Origin of the sequence: Burkholderia sp. PR2 (assembly GCF_052372875.1) — a bacterium.
GTDB lineage: Bacteria > Pseudomonadota > Gammaproteobacteria > Burkholderiales > Burkholderiaceae > Burkholderia > Burkholderia diffusa.
In genome coordinates this window covers 412,870-428,876 of record NZ_JBQRWH010000001.1, presented here as the reverse complement: position 1 = coordinate 428,876, position 16,007 = coordinate 412,870, and the positions used below count along the sequence as shown (strand labels likewise).

The 16,007-nt window shown below is 67.0% G+C and carries 15 protein-coding genes; 10 read left to right on the top strand and 5 right to left on the bottom strand.

Annotated elements, in window-relative coordinates:
- The first annotated feature begins 514 nt into the window (after window positions 1-514).
- Together ACT2FV_RS01910 and ACT2FV_RS01905 are read left to right on the top strand one after the other, a co-directional pair.
- Window positions 515-784 (top strand): hypothetical protein, encoded by a 270-nt coding sequence (locus ACT2FV_RS01910; RefSeq protein WP_151049385.1) that lies wholly within the window; start codon window positions 515-517, stop codon window positions 782-784.
- Window positions 785-894: 110 nt separating this feature from the next.
- Window positions 895-2,388 (top strand): carbohydrate porin, encoded by a 1,494-nt coding sequence (locus ACT2FV_RS01905; protein WP_444503075.1) that lies wholly within the window; start codon window positions 895-897, stop codon window positions 2,386-2,388.
- A gap of 99 nt (window positions 2,389-2,487) precedes the next feature.
- Here the strand turns inward: ACT2FV_RS01905 and treA are convergent, their stop codons facing one another.
- Entirely contained in the window at window positions 2,488-4,212 is a 1,725-nt protein-coding gene (gene treA, locus ACT2FV_RS01900) for an alpha,alpha-trehalase TreA (RefSeq protein ID WP_151049381.1), read from the bottom strand.
- A 331-nt stretch (window positions 4,213-4,543) separates the two neighbouring features.
- Here treA and ACT2FV_RS01895 point away from each other — a divergent pair, with 331 nt between their 5' ends.
- Window positions 4,544-5,932: an MFS transporter gene (locus ACT2FV_RS01895; protein ID WP_124628116.1), complete on the top strand. Its 1,389-nt coding sequence runs from the start codon at window positions 4,544-4,546 to the stop codon at window positions 5,930-5,932.
- A 343-nt stretch (window positions 5,933-6,275) separates the two neighbouring features.
- A complete protein-coding gene (locus ACT2FV_RS01890) occupies window positions 6,276-7,487 on the top strand; it encodes a winged helix-turn-helix domain-containing protein (protein WP_444503074.1) in 1,212 nt (403 codons plus the stop codon).
- Between the two features lie 95 nt (window positions 7,488-7,582).
- Here ACT2FV_RS01890 and ACT2FV_RS01885 read toward each other — a convergent pair whose 3' ends face one another.
- Together ACT2FV_RS01885 and ACT2FV_RS01880 are read right to left on the bottom strand one after the other, a co-directional pair.
- Window positions 7,583-7,801 (bottom strand): DUF1653 domain-containing protein, encoded by a 219-nt coding sequence (locus ACT2FV_RS01885; protein ID WP_444503073.1) that lies wholly within the window; start codon window positions 7,799-7,801, stop codon window positions 7,583-7,585.
- A gap of 55 nt (window positions 7,802-7,856) precedes the next feature.
- Window positions 7,857-8,300, bottom strand: a complete 444-nt coding sequence (locus ACT2FV_RS01880) for a GNAT family N-acetyltransferase (RefSeq protein WP_059685971.1) — start codon at window positions 8,298-8,300, stop codon at window positions 7,857-7,859.
- 202 nt (window positions 8,301-8,502) lie between these two features.
- Between ACT2FV_RS01880 and ACT2FV_RS01875 the strand changes: the two genes are divergently transcribed.
- Together ACT2FV_RS01875 and ACT2FV_RS01870 are read left to right on the top strand one after the other, a co-directional pair.
- Window positions 8,503-9,126 carry an HAD hydrolase-like protein gene (locus tag ACT2FV_RS01875; protein ID WP_444503072.1) on the top strand — a complete coding sequence of 208 codons (624 nt, stop codon included), beginning with the start codon at window positions 8,503-8,505 and terminating at the stop codon, window positions 9,124-9,126.
- Window positions 9,127-9,522: 396 nt separating this feature from the next.
- On the top strand, window positions 9,523-10,095 hold the full coding sequence (locus ACT2FV_RS01870) for a DUF4142 domain-containing protein (RefSeq protein ID WP_124628110.1): 573 nt from the start codon (window positions 9,523-9,525) through the stop codon (window positions 10,093-10,095).
- A 111-nt stretch (window positions 10,096-10,206) separates the two neighbouring features.
- Here the strand turns inward: ACT2FV_RS01870 and ACT2FV_RS01865 are convergent, their stop codons facing one another.
- Both ACT2FV_RS01865 and ACT2FV_RS01860 read right to left on the bottom strand, forming a co-directional pair.
- Window positions 10,207-10,806, bottom strand: coding sequence for a GNAT family N-acetyltransferase (locus ACT2FV_RS01865; RefSeq protein ID WP_151049375.1), 600 nt, complete (start codon window positions 10,804-10,806; stop codon window positions 10,207-10,209).
- A gap of 75 nt (window positions 10,807-10,881) precedes the next feature.
- Complete coding sequence (locus tag ACT2FV_RS01860; protein ID WP_059600096.1) at window positions 10,882-11,796, bottom strand: LysR family transcriptional regulator; 915 nt, start codon at window positions 11,794-11,796, stop codon at window positions 10,882-10,884.
- A 109-nt stretch (window positions 11,797-11,905) separates the two neighbouring features.
- Between ACT2FV_RS01860 and lysA the strand changes: the two genes are divergently transcribed.
- From lysA to ACT2FV_RS01840, 4 genes are all read left to right on the top strand, one after another.
- On the top strand, window positions 11,906-13,144 hold the full coding sequence (gene lysA / locus ACT2FV_RS01855; protein WP_444503071.1) for a diaminopimelate decarboxylase: 1,239 nt from the start codon (window positions 11,906-11,908) through the stop codon (window positions 13,142-13,144).
- Between the two features lie 550 nt (window positions 13,145-13,694).
- Window positions 13,695-14,495, top strand: a complete 801-nt coding sequence (locus ACT2FV_RS01850) for a transporter substrate-binding domain-containing protein (RefSeq protein WP_124628104.1) — start codon at window positions 13,695-13,697, stop codon at window positions 14,493-14,495.
- Between the two features lie 83 nt (window positions 14,496-14,578).
- Window positions 14,579-15,238: an amino acid ABC transporter permease gene (locus ACT2FV_RS01845; RefSeq protein WP_444503070.1), complete on the top strand. Its 660-nt coding sequence runs from the start codon at window positions 14,579-14,581 to the stop codon at window positions 15,236-15,238.
- Between the two features lie 43 nt (window positions 15,239-15,281).
- On the top strand, window positions 15,282-16,007 hold the full coding sequence (locus ACT2FV_RS01840) for an amino acid ABC transporter ATP-binding protein (RefSeq protein ID WP_059468348.1): 726 nt from the start codon (window positions 15,282-15,284) through the stop codon (window positions 16,005-16,007).

Sequence of the window (16,007 nt, the reverse complement as noted above, 5' to 3'; positions counted from 1 at the left end):
GGGAATTTTTTTCCGCCCCCTACACACTGAAAGATTCGCGCCCGGAATGGCGCGCCGCAACCTTTCAACGCGTTGCAGGGCGCGCGCCGCCGATGCGTACGAGCAACAGTCGCCGCTGCCGCCGGTGGGTCGGCGTGCCGGGCATCGGCCTGCCTGCGGCGCGGCGGCGCTGCCGATGCAACATGCGCAACGCCGCTGCTTTTTTGCTTGCACCGCAGCAAAGCTCGCGACTACAATCCGCCCCAATTCATCAAGGGAGTCCCTTCGTGGACACATGCTCCAGTTGCAGTTCGATGCCGGTCCAGGCCGGCCAAGCCATCGCGAGATAGCAGCCAGACGCATGTCATTCGCCGCTAGCTCGCATTCGTCGGGTTAGCGCGCTTCCCCCGATGCCGGCATAGCCGGCTCGTCCGTCGCACGCTCCGTTACGTTCCAACCGCCGATCGCAGGTCGCGTCATGCACCCGCGCTCGATCACGTCGTCCGGCATGCGCCGGACCGGACGGAGGATCGTCATGTTCTTTCAATCGTTCGCGGCCAGACTCAAGCGACTCATATACGTCGCGTCCGACCGCTTGCTGGTTTCGGGCCTTTCGCCGCTCGCCCACGCGTTCGGCGACTGGCGCGGCAGCGCCCTCGCGCACCTGCCGGCGGCACCGCGCCCGCTCGACTGCGTGCTGATCGGTGCGATGGCCGCCGCCGTCGCGCTCGTCGCGCTGCTCTGCACGGCCGCATCGCGCCTCGGCTTCGCATACGTATGGCGGATCAGCGGCTGGCTGCCGTAACCGGCGGTGCGCAACGCGCGGCATGCCTGCGTGTCGCTGCCCCCACCTGCTCCATCGCTTCGCGTTCCCATTTCTTCAGTCGAGCTAATCAATCAAACAACGGAGCCCGCATGAAAAATCGCTTCGAATCCGCACCGCGTACACCGCGCCTCGATGCGCTCGCCGCGTTGCTGCTGTCGCTCGCCGCCGCGCCCGCGCTCGCGCAATCGTCGTCGCCGGCTGCAGCGTCCGCCGCGGCCGAGCCGGCGGCCAGCGTCAGCGATGCCGCCCCCGCACCGGCTGCCGATGCTGCCGCGCCAGCGCCCGCCGGTTTCTGGGAGCGCTCGACCCTGCTCGGCAACATGGGCGGCCTGCGCGACGTGCTCGGCGATCACGGCATCACGCTGAACCTGCAGGAAAGCAGCGAATACCTGTACAACGCCGCAGGCGGCACGCAACGCGGCGGTGCCTATCAGGGCCTCACGCAATTCGGCTTCAACGTCGATACGGAAAAGGCGATCGGATTGCCGGGCGGCACGTTCAACGTGTCGGCGCTGCAGATCCACGGCACCAACCTCACGCAGCGCTATTTGCAGACGCTGCAGACCGCGACCGGCATCGAAGCGAATTCGACCACGCGGCTGTGGGAGCTCTGGTACCAGCAGGCGTTCCTCGCCGGCAAGGCCGACGTGAGGGTCGGCCAGCAGAGCGTCGACCAGGAATTCATGGTGAGCCAGTACGCGGCGACGTTCATGAACGCGACGTTCGGCTGGCCCGTGCTGCCGTCGACCGACCTGCCGTCCGGCGGCCCCGCGTATCCGCTGTCGTCGCTCGGCGTGCGGCTGCGCTTGAAGCCGGCCGACGCGTGGACCGCGATGGTCGGCGTGTTCGACGGCAACCCGGCCGGCCGCAGCGACGGCGACGCACAGGTGCTGAACGCGCACGGCACCAACTTCAACCTGCGCAGCGGCGCGTTCGTGATCGGCGAACTCCAGTACGCGCTGAACGCGCCGCCGGCCGATCCGAAGGCGCCGCAACCGCTCGGTCTGCCGGGCACGTACAAGCTCGGCTTCTGGTATCAGTCGCAGCACGCGAACGATCCGCGCCTCGGCACCGACGGGCTGTCGCTCGCGAATCCGGCCAGCAACGGAATCCCCGCCACGCATCGCGGCAACTACGGTTTCTATGCGGTCGCGGATCAGATGGTGTGGCGGCCGTCGGCGGACAGCCCGCGTTCGGTCGGCGTGTTCGCACGCGTGATGGGCTCCCCGGGCGATCGCAACGTTGTCGATTTCGCGGCGAATGCGGGCGTGACGCTCAAGGCGCCGTTCAAGGGCCGCGACGACGATACGGCCGGCATCGCGATCGGCTACGCGAAGATCGGCTCGCATGCACGTGCGCTCGACGGCGACTCGGGCACGTATACGACGCCCGGCTATCCGGTGCGTCGCGCGGAAACGGTGATCGAGGCGACCTATCAGTACCAGGTCGCACCGTGGTGGCAACTGCAGGCCGACCTGCAGCACTTCTTCCGGCCTGGCGGCGGCATCCCGAACCCGAACCAGGCCGGCGCGCGCATCGGCGACGAAACGGTGGTCGGCGTACGCACGACGATCACGTTCTGACACGCGCGCATGTGATATGGGCCGGACTGCCGCTCGCGCGGCGATCCGGCCCGTGTCCGTTTACGTGCCTGCGTGCCTGCGTGCAACGCACGCGGCCCGTCACTCGCCATACAGGCCGAGCAGTTTCAGCGTGACGCCGTTGGTCCAGCCGAAGCCGTCCTGCAATGGATATTCGCCGCCACCGCCACCGCCCGCGCCGGCCCCTTCCACCACGTACTTCTCGACGAGCTTGCCTTCGGTCGCATACACATGCTTCACGTCGGCCAGGAAGCGCGTGCCGATGTCCTTCGCGAGCGCCGGTTCGCCGTAGCGGCGCAGTCCGTCGATCGCGATCCACTGCAACGGCGCCCAGCCGTTCGGCGCGTCCCATTGCTGGCCGGTGTTCTCGGTCGTCGTCGCGAGGCCGCCCGGTTGCAGCAGCGTCTTGCGCACCTCGCGCGCGGTCGCCTTCGCGCGTTCGGGCCATGCGACACCCGCGAACAGCGGATACAGCGCGGCCGCCGTCACGCCGTCGCGCGGCTTGCGCAACTGCCAGTCGTAGTCGCCGTAATAACCGCGGCGATTCCACAGATAGTGGTTGATCGCCGCCGCGCGCCGCGCCGCCCGTCCCGAAAAATCCGCCACGCACGCGATGTCGCGCGTGACCGCGCAGCCCTTCACGATCGTCGTCTCGAGATGGAACATCAGGCTGTTCAGGTCGACCGGCACGATCGACGTCGTGCGGATCGTCGCGAGCGTCTTGCCGTCGCCGAACCAGCGCGAGCTGTAGTCCCAGCCGCTTTCGGCGCCCGCGCGCAGGTCGCGGTACACCTCGTTCGCGGGGCGATTCGGCACCGCCTTCGCGGTCGTCACGTCCTCGAGATACGACTCGTCGCGCGGCGTGTCGCTCGCGTCCCAGTAGCGGTTCAGCACCGCGCCGTCCGGCATCGCGACCACGTTGCGCGCCGCCTGCCCGCGCGGCGTCGTGGTTTCGCCCTGCATCCAGTACGCATGCTCCTTGCGCAGCGCCGGCAGGTATTTCTGGTAGACCTTGTCGCCTTCGGCTTGCGCGGCGAGCGTGACCATGTAGGCGAAGAACGGCGGCTGCGATCGGCTCGCGTAGTACGTGCGGTTGCCGTTCGGGACGTGGCCGATCGTGTCGATCAGATACGCGAAGTTGTCGAGCATGTCGTCGACGAGATCCTCGCGCCCCGACACCTGCAGCCCGAGCATCGTGAAATAGGTATCCCAGTAGTAGCCTTCGCGGAAGCGGCCGCCCGGCACGACGTACGGCTTCGGCATCGCGATCAGCGAGCTGTACGGCGGCACCGTCATGCTGGTGCGCGTGAGCTGCGGCCACAGCCAGTCGATGTGCTGGCGCAGCGTCTGGTTCGCGGGTGGCGTGACCCCGCCTTCCGGCGGCGGCGTGAAGTGCTGGTCGACGAACGCCTTCAGCGAGAAGCCCGGCTGCGACTTCTGTTGCTGATACAACTGTACGATCGTCGCCGGATCGGTGTTGGGCGTCGCGTCGACGAAGGTCTTCTGATCGGGATAGATTTGAGCCGTCTGCACCGCGACGAACAAGTCGCCGTAGAGCTGGCTCGGTGGCGGCAGCAGCGTGCCGGAAGCCGGGCTCGCGAGCGTCGCCGTGGCGGGCGTGGCAGGCGCGGCGGACTGGCTGGCCGCCTGCATCGAGGCTTGATTTGCGCTGTCGGCCTGCGCCGCGCAACCGGTGACGGCGAGGTAAGCAACGGCGAGGACGGCGGCCCAGCGCAGACGCGGCGCGGGAACGGACGGATGCGAGGCAGGATGCGATGCGGTCGATGCGGCACGACGTGACGTCATGACGTGTCCCCTCCTTTCGATGATGAATGGTTCGGCAGGGGTCTCGTTCGCGCGTGCGCTCGTCTCGATGGCCGTCGATCGATGCGCGTCGTTGTATTACGCAGATGAGTGCCGACTGTCGCACGAAACGCGCATCGCACGCAAGTTTCGCGGCGGCCACCGCGAGCGCACGTCATGTGCCGTGTCACGAATCGCACCCGGCACCGCAGTCGTTCCTTCTTTCACGCGCGGTAACAGGAACGACTGTTGCAACATGCGGAACAACCATTGTCTCGCGTGACGCAACGACCACATTGTGGGCATAATGGCGTCTTTACCGCGCGCCCAGCCCATGTCGCCCGTCTTTCTAGCACCGCTCATCGTTGCCTGTGCGTTGTTCATGGAAAGCGTCGACGCGAACATCATCGTCACCGCACTGCCCGCGATGGCGAGGGACTTCGGGCACAATCCCGTCACACTGAACATTGCGATCACGGCCTACGTGGTCGGCCTCGGCGTATTCATTCCGATCTGCGGATGGCTTGCCGACCGCTTCAGCGCGCGCGCCGTCTTCCGCACCGCGATCGGCATCTTCGTCGCCGGCTCGCTGATGTGCGCGGCCTCCAACTCGCTCGGGGTGCTGACGTTCGCGCGCTTCGTGCAGGGCGTCGGCGGCGCGATGATGGTGCCGGTCGGCCGGATCATCATCTTCCGCGCGGTGCCGCGCTCCGATCTCGTGCGCGCGATGAACTACCTCGCGATTCCCGCGCTGTTCGGGCCGACGCTCGGGCCGCTCGTCGGCGGCTTCATCACGACCTACCTGCACTGGCGGATGATCTTCTTCATCAACGTGCCGATCGGCATCTACGGGATCTACCTCGCCAGCAAGCACATCGCGAACACACACGAGCCCGATCCCGGCCCGCTCGACTGGTTCGGCTTCCTGCTGTCGGCAAGCGGCGCCGCGCTGCTGCTGATGGGCCTCACGCTGATCGACGGCTCGCTCACGTCGCGCGGCAACGCGCTCCTGATGTGCGTGGCCGGCGCGGTGATGCTCGCGCTCTACGTGCCGTACGCGCGCCGCAAGGCGCGTCCGGTGCTCGACCTCAGTTTCCTGAAGATCCCGACCTATCACGCAAGCGTGGTCGGCGGGTCGCTGTTCCGCATCGGCCTCGGCGCGGTGCCGTTCCTGCTGCCGCTCGCGCTCCAGGAAGGCCTCGGGATGAGCGCGTTCCACTCCGGGCTGATCACCTGCGCATCCGCGCTCGGCGGCGCGGTGAGCCGCTCGACGGCCACGCATACGCTGCGCCGCTTCGGTTTTCGCACGGTGCTGATCTACAACGCCGCATTCGCCGGGCTCGCGATCGCCGCCTACGGCGTGTTCCATCCGGGCATGGCGACCTGGGCGATCTGGACGATCGTGCTGGTCGGCGGCATCTTCCCCGCGCTGCAGTTCACGAGCCTGAATTCGATGATCTACGCGGATATTTCGCAGGCCGATGCAGGCCGCGCGACGAGCCTGGGCAGTGTCGTGCAGCAGATGTCGCTCGGGCTCGGCGTGACGGTCGCCGGCCTCGTGCTGCACGTGTCGCACTGGCTGCAGGGACATCAGACGATGGTGTGGTCGGATTTCTGGCCCGCGTTCGTCGTGGTCGGGCTGTGTTCGTTCGCATCGATTCCGATCACGCGACGGCTGCCGCCCGGCGCCGGCGATGAAGTCGCGCGCGGCAAGCGGCAATAAACAGGCTGTCCGGGAAAAGGCTGGCAGCGGAACAACCGGAAAACAAAAAAATCAGCGGACATCCACACGGGGCCGGTGCACAGCCGCATGGATGTCCGCTCAGGGCTCCGGGTCTCTCATTGGGGGTTGAGATTCCCTGATCTGCTTCCTGCGTGCCATGGACATATGTGCGTCGGAAGCCGAATCGTTGCGCGCACACTTCGTCGCGCCATGACTGCACTATAGGGAAAGTCGCGCCGCGCATCTGTCAAGCATTGTCAGAAGCGTCGCGTGCATGCGTCGCACACGTGCGCCGCTTTCGCGCTAAAGTGGTGCCCGACTGCCACCCTCAGCCGCCGTTCCGATGCTTACGCTCTCGCCCGCCGCCGCCCGCGCGCTGCATCTCGCCGCGCAGGGCCTGCTGACCCCGCCCCGCCGCAAGGCCACCAAGGCCGACGTGCTCGACACGATCCGCCGGATGGCGCAGTTGCAGATCGATACCATTCACGTCGTCGCGCGCAGCCCGTATCTCGTGCTGTTCAGCCGCCTCGGCGACTTCGCCCCGCAGTGGCTCGACGAACATCTCGCCGAGGCGCGCCTGTTCGAATACTGGTCGCACGAGGCGTGCTTCCTGCCGGTCGAGCAATTCGGGCTGATGCGCTACAAGATGCTTGATCCGTCGGGAATGGGCTGGAAATACGCGGCCGAATGGCACGAGCAGAATCGCGCGGACATCGACCGCATGCTCGCGCGAATTCGCGACGAAGGCCCGGTGCGGTCGGCGGATTTCATTCGCGAAGACGGCGCGAAGGGCAACGGGTGGTGGGACCGCAAGCCCGAGAAAAAGCACCTGGAGGTGCTGTTCACGACCGGCGACCTGATGGTGTCCGAACGCCGCAACTTTCAGCGGATCTACGACGTGCGCGAACGCGTGCTGCCCGGCTGGGACGATGCACGCGACCTGCCGCCGCGCGACGCGGTGCTGCCCGCGCTGCTCGACTACACGTGCCACGCGCTCGGCGTCGTGCGCGCGGACTGGGTGGCCGATTACTACCGGCTGCCGCGCCGTTCGTACCGCGCGGAGCTCGAGCGGCTCGCGGATGCGGGCGAGCTGATTCCGGTGGAGATCGCGGACTGGAAGGAGCCGGCCTACGTGCATCGCTCGCTCAAAGCGCTGCTGCCGGCCGCCGCGGCCGATACGCTGCGCTCGACCGTCACGACGCTGCTGTCGCCGTTCGATCCGGTGGTGTGGGACCGGCGGCGCGCGTCGACGCTATTCGGGTTCGACTACACGATCGAGTGCTATACGCCCGCGCACAAGCGGCGCTACGGCTATTTCTGCCTGCCGGTGCTGCATCGCGGCCGGCTGATCGGGCGCGTCGACGCGAAAGCGCATCGCGCGCTCGGCACGTTCGAATTGAAGGCGGTGCATGTCGAGCCGGGCGTGCGGTTCGGCACGGGGCTCGCGGCCGACGTCGCGAAAGCCGTGAAACGGCTGGCGGCGTGGCATGGGACGCCGGAGGTGGCGGTCGCGCACGCGCCGCCCGAATTGTCGAAGGCGCTGGCCGGCGCGTAAGGCCGGCGGAGCCGCGCCGCGCGACGGGCAACAGCGACGCGCGCGCCGCTTGCGATTGCGCGGCGGCGCGCCCGTCTGCCGCCACCTGCCACGACTCAGTCGCGCAGTTTGCGAAAACGCGGGGTGCCGTCCGGCAGGTTCTCGTTGAACATCGCTTCCGGCCGCACCCACAGGCCGCGCGCATGCGGCCACAGATGCTCGTACACCACCACCGATTCCTCGGTTTCGGAATGACGGGCAACGCCGATGTAGCGATACAGCCCGCCCTTGTAGTGACGATGCATGGCGAGTTGTTCGGCTTCCTGTTCGGTCATGATCTGCTTCCCTTCGGCAAGAACGAAAGCGCGTATTGTATGCGCTCGCCGCGCGTCAGCGTTTCGCGTAGATGTCGGGGCGGCGAATCTCCATCAGCCGCTCCGGATTCGCGGACGGCCCGAAGCCGACCGGCCGGTACAGTTCGTGCGCATCGGTCGTCACGAGCATGATGCGGCGCAGGCTGCGCACCATCGGCTGCGCGAATACGTGGTCGATCAGCGCGCGGCCATAGCCGTTGCCGCGGTCGGCCGGCAGGACGAAGACGTCGCACAGGTACGCGAACGTCGCGTGGTCGGTCACGAGCCGCGCGAACCCGACGAGCCGGTCGCCCACGTACGCGCCGAAGCACAGCGATCCGTCGATCGCACGCTCCACGACGTCGCGCGGAATGCCCTGCGACCAGTACGCGTCCCGGTGCAGGAAATCGAAGATCGCGTCGATGTCGAGTTCGCGCTTGTCGGTGGAAAATCTCAGCGTGGCGGGAGTGGCTGCGGGCACGTCGGCTCTCCGGTCGGGTCGGGGGCGGAGCAGCAACGATAGCGCGACTCGACCAGCCGAGGCAACCGAACGCCGCGCGACGCACTCTGGCGTCTGCTCTTCCATCTCGTCTCGCCTCGCCGCGGGCACAACCGATCGCACGGGCCACGCGGCTCGATTCGGTGATATCGTCACCGGCTCAATGAACTCGCAGCATCGCTTCATGCCCTATCGACTCATCGCGTTCGACTTCGACGGCACGCTCGCCGATTCGCTCGACTGCTTTCTCGCGGCGCTGACCGAAGCGTCGCGCATGCACGGCTTTCGCGACGCGACGGCCGACCTGCGCCCGGCGCTACGCGGCATGTCGGCGCGCGAGATCATCCGCGCGCTCGAGGTGCCGATGTGGAAAGTGCCGCGCGTGACGCTCGACATGCGCCGGCTGATGCGGCCACGCATCGCGCACGTGAAGCTGTTCCCGGGTGTCGACACGACCTTCGACGCGCTCGCCGCGCGCGGCATCCGCATCGCGATCGCGACGTCGAACAGCGAGGACATCGTGCGCGACCGGCTCGGCCAGCATGCGAGCCGATGCGTCGATACGTTCGCGTGCGGCATTCCGCTGTTCGGCAAGGCACGCCGGCTGCGCGCGCTTGTGCGCGAAGCGGGCATGCAGCCCGACGACGTGCTGTACGTCGGCGATGAAATCCGCGACGCCGAAGCGGCACGCCGCGCGCGGATCGCCTTCCAGGGCGTCTCGTGGGGTTACACGGCCGCCGATGCGTTGCAGGCGCATTGCGCGACGCCATTGCTGCCGCATCTCGACGCCTTGCTCGACCGCGTGTGAGGACGCAGCGCGGATCGCGCGTTCGATTCGGCGGATCGCGAAGCAACCGGCGCGCTCCGCGCGCAAGACGATGAAACGCCGATGACACGCGCACACATCGCAGCCATTGCATGCACGCCGCGCACGCAAAAATTTCCGCCACGATGCGCGCGACAGGTACGCTCTACCTGCCCGCGCGCACACACATCGATTCGTCTTACCAACCGTTACACAAACCACAGCGCGGTTGCACCTGCTACCTGAGCGGTCTCCTAGAATCAGTCGGGCCGGGAAACACTTCGAACGCCGCCGCGGCAGAGCGGCCACCGAGTCCGGCCCGGGCGCGCCCGGTCTCTCGCACAGCTGCGGATCACCCGATCCGCCCGTTAATCAGAGCCCCGATTGAAAGGAGGTCCCATGAACCGCTTTCCCCAAGTCTCGCGCCTTGCATTGTCTGCCGCTGGCCTGCTTCTCGTCGCCGTGACGGCGACCGCGCAAACCGCGCAACCGGCGCCGGCCGCACCGGCCGCCGCCACGCAAACGCGCATCCACGAAGCCGACCAGACTTTCATCACCGACGGCACGAAAACCGTGTCGACGCAGCACGATGCCGCACGCATCGCCAATTCGCGCACGTCGGACAGCCAGGTGAAGGCGTTCGCGCAGCGCGTGTCGACCGACGACGAGAAGATCATCCAGGCGATGCGCGCGGCCAGCCCGCGCGGCGTCGACGTGCCGGCCAACGATCCCGACACGGCCGTGCTGGACGGCATCAAGAACCTGCGCGGCGCGGAATTCGACAAGGCATACATCGAGCAGGTCGCGCTCGCCGGCCAGCAAAAGACGATCTCGGCATTCCAGGCCGAAATCGCTTCGGGCCGCGACACGAAGCTGAAGGAAGTCGCACGCCAGGCGCTGCCGATCCTGCAGGCGCACTACGCGGACGCGCAGAAGCTCGCGCAGCGTCACCACCTCGCATCGGCACAGTAACGCGATGCCCCACCGCGCATCGCGCGCGGTGCTCCTCTTCCCCGCTTCCCCGCTCGTCGCGTCGCCGTCCCCCCTTTCGGCGGCGCGACGCCAGCGCCTCCCCGGTTCGCGTTACGTCGCCAGCTTCGCGCGCAACCGCTCGCTCACGTCCGGCCATTCGTCGTCGATGATGCTGAAGCGCACCGAATTGCGCTTGCGGCCGTCGGGCATGATCCGCTCGTGACGCACGATCCCTTCCTGCTTCGCGCCGAGCCGCAGAATCGCCGCGCGTGACTTCTCGTTCAGTTCATCGGTCGTGAACTGCACGCGCACGCAGTGCAGCGTGTCGAACGCGTACGAGAGCAGCAGCCATTTCGCCTCGGTATTCGCACGCGTGCGCTGCGCCGATTCGCTCAGCCACGTATGACCGATCTCGAGCTTGCGATTCTTGCGGTCGATCTTCCAGAAACGCGTGCTGCCGATCGCGCGGCCCGACGCGCGATCGACGATCACGAACGGCATCACGGTGCCGGCCGCGCGGCCTTGCAGCGCCGTGTCGACATAGGCGTCGACCGTGTCCTCGCCCGGCACGACCGTGACCTTCAGGTTCCACAACCGACCGTCCGCCGCCGCATCGAGCAACGCTTGCCGGTCGGATGCCTCGAGCGGCCGCAGTACGATGCGCTCGCCGGTGAGCGTCGGTTGTTCGAGGGAAGATGATGCGTCCGTCATGTCCGGTTCCGTTTCCATGAAGATGACGCGGAGGATGACCCACCGCGCAGCGAAACGCCCATCATACGGCCAGCGTCAGCCGGGCAGCGCGGCGAGCCGCTGGCGAATCGCGTGCGCTTCGCCGCGCAGCGCGTCGGCGAATGCGTCGACGAGCAGGCTCTTCGGCCGGTGCTCGGGCACGATCACGCTGACGCGGTACGGAAACGAGCGCGTGAGCGGCCGCACGTGCAGGTCGCGTCCGACGAAATCGAGCGCGGTCAGCGGGTTGACGATCGCGGCGCCGAGCCCCTGCCGCACGAATGCGCACACCGACACGGCCGACGGCGTCTCGACGATCGAACGCGGCGCGACGCCGAGCTGCGCGAACGCCTCGTCGATCAGGATCCGGTACGGGTCGTTCAGCGACAGGCTCACGAACGGGCGATCGGCGAGATCCGCGAGATCGATCGCGCGTTGCGCGAGCAGCGGATGGCCGTCGGGCAGCACGCATACCTCGTCGACTTCGAGCAACGGCGTGAGGACCGTGCCGGCCGGCGCGATGTCGTGTTCGGTCAGCCCGAGGTCGTAGCGCTGCGCGGTCAGCCACTCCTCGAGCACGGGTGACTCCTGCGTCGCGACCGACACGCTGACGCCCGCATGCGCGTCATGGAAACGCCGGCAGGCGCCGGGCAGGATCGCGTGCGAAAACGCCGGCAGCGCGATCACCGACAACTGACCGTCGCGAAACTCGCGCAGCCGCGCGGCCGTCGCCGCGACGCGCTCGAGCCCCACATACGCGAGCCGCACGTCGTCGAACAGCGTGAGCGCGGCCATCGTCGGCCGCAGCCGCCCGTGCGAGCGCTCGAACAGCGCGAAGCCGATCACCTGCTCCATGCGCGCGAGCTCGCGGCTGATCGTCGGCTGCGACGTATAGAGCATCTCGGCCGCACGCGTCGTGCTGCCGGTGACCATCAGCGCGCGGAAGACCTCGATGTGCCGGTGTGTGAGCATGAGCACCTATATCCAAAATGAATAGAATCTCGAAAAACAGGCATTTTACTGTATAGACGTTCAGGCGCATCATTCACGCTATCCGTTCATTCGATCCGATTCTTCCGCCATGTCCCTCGATTCCCGCCAGCTCGCGGCGCTCGCGCAGCAATACGGCACCCCGCTGTGGGTGTACGACGCCGACGTCATCCGCGACCGCATCGCCCAACTGCGCCAGTTCGACGTGATCCGCTATGCGCAGAAGGCGAACTCGAACCTGCATATCCTGAAGCTGATGCGCGACGAAGGTGCGTGCGTCGACGCCGTGTCGCTCGGCGAAATCGAGCGCAGCCTCGCGGCCGGGTTCAGTCCGGCGGGCGAACCGGAAGGCGTCGTGTTCACGGCCGACCTGATCGACCGCCCGACGCTCGCGGCCGTGCTGACGCACGGCGTGACCGTGAACGCCGGCTCGCTCGACATGCTCGCGCGCGTCGGCGAGCATGCGCCCGGCCACCGCGTATGGCTGCGCGTGAACCCGGGCTTCGGCCACGGCCACAGCAACAAGACCAACACCGGCGGCCCGCAGAGCAAGCACGGCATCTGGATCGACGACGTGCCGCGCGCGATCGAGATCGTTCGCCAGTACGGGCTGAAGCTGGTCGGTATCCACATGCATATCGGCTCGGGCGTCGACTACGGCCATCTGTCGCAGGTGTGCGACGCGATGGTCGACCTCGTCACGTCGCTCGGCCACGACATCGAAGCCATCTCCGCCGGCGGCGGGCTGTCGATTCCGTATCGCGACGGCGAGCCGCGCGTCGACGTCGGTCACTACTTCAGCCAGTGGGACGCCGCGCGCAAGCGGATCGAACGGCATCTCGGCCACGCGGTGCGCATCGAGATCGAACCGGGCCGCTTCCTCGTCGCGGAAGCCGGCACGCTCGTCACCGAAGTGCAGGCCGTGAACCACCGGCCGAAGCACGACTTCGTGCTGATCGACGCGGGCTTCAACGACCTGATGCGTCCGTCGATGTACGGCAGCTACCACGCGGTGTCCGTGCACACGCACGACGGCGCACTGCCTGCCGGCCGGCCGCTCGTCGACATCGCGATCGCAGGGCCGCTGTGCGAGTCGGGCGACGTGTTCACGCAGGACGCGGGCGGCGTGGTCACGCACCGCAAGCTCGCGCAGCCGCAGATCGGCGACCTGCTGTTCCTGCACGATGCAGGCGCATACGGCGCGTCGATGTCCTCGAACTACAACAGCCGGCCGCTCGCGCCGGAAGTGCTCGTCGATCGCGGCACGCCGCGGCTGATCCGCCGCCGGCAGACGATCGACGAACTGCTTGCGCTCGAAACGTTCGAGTAAAACGCGCCTTCGCGCCGCGTTCGACGCGGCGGACGCCAACGGCCAGGCTTGCCACTACCGGCATGCCTGGCCGTTCTGCTTTTCAGCAATCGTTTCGGGCGCAACCGCTCGACCACGCCGTAGCACCCGATGCTGCGCACCCCGTACAACCGCAGCAGATCGCATGCACCGTGCTTCACGCATGGAGAAAAACTTTCCACGCCGCGTGGAAAGTCCATGCTTTTTTGGAAGCACTTTCCTTTTTGACAAAACTAAGATTGCCCTCAGTCGTTCAGCATTTGCGTCACCGGACACGCATCGACGATGCAGCCGGTCTACCCCACTCGCAAGCCGCACGGGCACTCATGAACACGATGCTTGAATTCTTCGCCGCGCAACGCTACGCCACCGTGCGCGAACGCATGCCGTAACGCCTCGCGGCACACGGCTCGCACCGTCTCTCGCCGCACTGTTTCCCGCTTCCCGCCCACGGCGACGCCGCCCGTCGCCGCGGACGCGCTCACCCTGAATTTTCGACAACGACGTTTCGACAACAACCCCGGAGACAACCATGAAGCCCTTCACCCCGACGCTCAAGCAAGGCCTCGCCGCCGCCCTCCTCTGCGTGGCGGCCACCGCGTCGCACGCGGCGGACCTGCTCGACACCGTCAAGCAGGCCGGCGTGCTGAAGATCGCGCTCGAAGGCACCTACCCGCCGTTCGACTACCGCAATGCCGAAGGACAACTCGAAGGGTTCGACGTCGACGTCGCGAAGGCCGTCGCCGCACGGCTCGGCGTGAAGCCGCAGTTCGTCACGACCGAATGGAGCGGGATTCTCGCCGGGCTGCAGGCCGGCAAGTTCGACGTGATCGTCAACCAGGTCGCGATCACGCCGTCGCGCCAGCAGGCGCTCGACTTCAGCATGCCGTACGTGTATTCCTCCGCGCAGCTGCTGCAGCGCCAGAACGACACGCGTGCGTTCAAGTCGCTCGACGAGCTGAAGGGCAAGAAGGTCGGCGTGACGATGGGCAGCAACTACGTCGATCTCGTGAAGACCGTGCCCGCGATCGATCTGCAGGTCTATCCGGGTACACCGGAAAACCTGCGCGACCTCGCGGCGGGGCGTATCGACGCGGCGGTCAACGACCGCCTGATGCTGAGCTATCTGATCAAGAACTCGCACTTGCCGCTGCGCCCCGGCTCCGTGCTCGCCGGCGGCGAGGACCGCATGGGGATCCCGTTCCGCAAGGGCAACCCGAAGTTCGCGAAGGCGATCGACGACGCGGTCGCGTCGCTGCAGCAGGACGGCACGCTGAAGAAAATCTCGATGCAGTGGTTCGGCTCGGACACGACCAAACCGATCGCGCAATAACGCAGCCGTCACGCGGCCGCGCACGCGCGCGCGCGGGCCGGCCGCCACCTCGGGGCACACGACACACAATCAGGAGACACGCGATGGAAGCACTCGATCTGGTCATTCAAACCCTGCCCGTGATGGTGAAGGGCGCGCTGCTCACGCTGAAGTTCGCGGTGGCGTCGATGGCCCTCGGCCTCGTCGTCGGGCTCGTGGTCGCGATCATGCGGATCGGCAGCAACCGGCTCGCGTCCGGTCTCGCGCAGGGCTACGTCAGCCTGATGCGCGGCACGCCGCTGCTCGTGCAGATGTTCGTCGTCTACTACGGGCTGCCCGATCTCGGCATCACGCTCGATCCGACGACGGCCGGCATCTTCACGCTGACGCTCAACGCCGGCGCTTACCTGTCGGAAAGCATGCGCGGCGCGATCCTCGGCATCGGCCGCGGACAATGGGCGGCCGCGCACAGCCTCGGCCTCACGCACGTGCAGACGCTGCGCTACATCGTCTGCCCTCAGGCGCTGCGCCTCGCGGTGCCGAGCCTCGGCAACACGCTGATCAGCCTGATCAAGGACACGTCGCTCGTGTCCGTCATCACCGTCACCGAGCTGCTGCGCTCGACGCAGGAAGTGATCGCCGCGACGTTTCAACCGCTGCCGCTCTACCTCGCGGCCGCCGCGATCTACTGGGTGCTGAGTACGCTGCTCACGCGGCTGCAGGGCCGCGTCGAGACGCGCCTCTCGCTGCCGTCCTCGCATTGAGCATGCGCACCTCGTTCAACCCGAACCTCAATCACGGACAACCATGATTACGCTCGACAACGTTTCCAAGTGGTATGGCAAGCATCAGGTCCTTTCCGAATGCAGCGCGGCGGTATCGAAAGGCGAAGTGGTCGTCGTCTGCGGGCCGTCGGGCTCCGGCAAGTCGACGCTGATCAAGACGATCAACGGCCTCGAGCCATTCCAGAAAGGCAGCATCGTCGTCGACGGCATGCGGCTCGGCGACCCTGCCGCGAAACTCGCGCAACTGCGCGCACGCGTCGGCATGGTGTTCCAGCATTTCGAGCTGTTCCCGCACTTGTCGATCACCGACAACCTGACGCTCGCGCAGGTCAAGGTGCTCGGCCGTCGCAAGGACGAAGCGATCGAGAACGCGATGAAGCTGCTCGATCGCGTCGGCCTGAGGGCGCATGCGCACAAGTATCCGGGGCAGTTGTCGGGCGGACAGCAGCAACGCGTCGCGATTGCACGCGCGCTGTCGATGAACCCCGTCGCGATGCTGTTCGACGAACCGACCTCCGCGCTCGATCCCGAGATGATCAACGAAGTGCTCGACGTGATGGTCGAGCTCGCGCGCGACGGCATGACGATGGTGTGCGTCACGCACGAGATGGGCTTCGCGAGAAAGGTCGCGCATCGCGTGATCTTCATGGACCAGGGCGCGGTGGTCGAGGATGCGGCGAGCGAAGCATTCTTCGCCGCGCCGCGCTCCGAACGCGCGCGCGACTTCCTCGACAAGATCCTGCACTGA

Bases quoted from the DNA above. Each gene is read 5' to 3' on its own strand.
- ACT2FV_RS01910 (WP_151049385.1), top strand. From the start codon at position 515: ATGTTCTTTCAATCGTTCGCGGCCAGACTCAAGCGACTCATATACGTC.
- ACT2FV_RS01905 (WP_444503075.1), top strand. From the start codon at position 895: ATGAAAAATCGCTTCGAATCCGCACCGCGTACACCGCGCCTCGATGCG.
- treA (WP_151049381.1), bottom strand. From the start codon at position 4,212: ATGACGTCACGTCGTGCCGCATCGACCGCATCGCATCCTGCCTCGCAT.
- ACT2FV_RS01895 (WP_124628116.1), top strand. From the start codon at position 4,544: ATGTCGCCCGTCTTTCTAGCACCGCTCATCGTTGCCTGTGCGTTGTTC.
- ACT2FV_RS01890 (WP_444503074.1), top strand. From the start codon at position 6,276: ATGCTTACGCTCTCGCCCGCCGCCGCCCGCGCGCTGCATCTCGCCGCG.
- ACT2FV_RS01885 (WP_444503073.1), bottom strand. From the start codon at position 7,801: ATGACCGAACAGGAAGCCGAACAACTCGCCATGCATCGTCACTACAAG.
- ACT2FV_RS01875 (WP_444503072.1), top strand. From the start codon at position 8,503: ATGCCCTATCGACTCATCGCGTTCGACTTCGACGGCACGCTCGCCGAT.
- ACT2FV_RS01870 (WP_124628110.1), top strand. From the start codon at position 9,523: ATGAACCGCTTTCCCCAAGTCTCGCGCCTTGCATTGTCTGCCGCTGGC.
- ACT2FV_RS01865 (WP_151049375.1), bottom strand. From the start codon at position 10,806: ATGACGGACGCATCATCTTCCCTCGAACAACCGACGCTCACCGGCGAG.
- ACT2FV_RS01860 (WP_059600096.1), bottom strand. From the start codon at position 11,796: ATGCTCACACACCGGCACATCGAGGTCTTCCGCGCGCTGATGGTCACC.
- lysA (WP_444503071.1), top strand. From the start codon at position 11,906: ATGTCCCTCGATTCCCGCCAGCTCGCGGCGCTCGCGCAGCAATACGGC.
- ACT2FV_RS01850 (WP_124628104.1), top strand. From the start codon at position 13,695: ATGAAGCCCTTCACCCCGACGCTCAAGCAAGGCCTCGCCGCCGCCCTC.
- ACT2FV_RS01845 (WP_444503070.1), top strand. From the start codon at position 14,579: ATGGAAGCACTCGATCTGGTCATTCAAACCCTGCCCGTGATGGTGAAG.
- ACT2FV_RS01840 (WP_059468348.1), top strand. From the start codon at position 15,282: ATGATTACGCTCGACAACGTTTCCAAGTGGTATGGCAAGCATCAGGTC.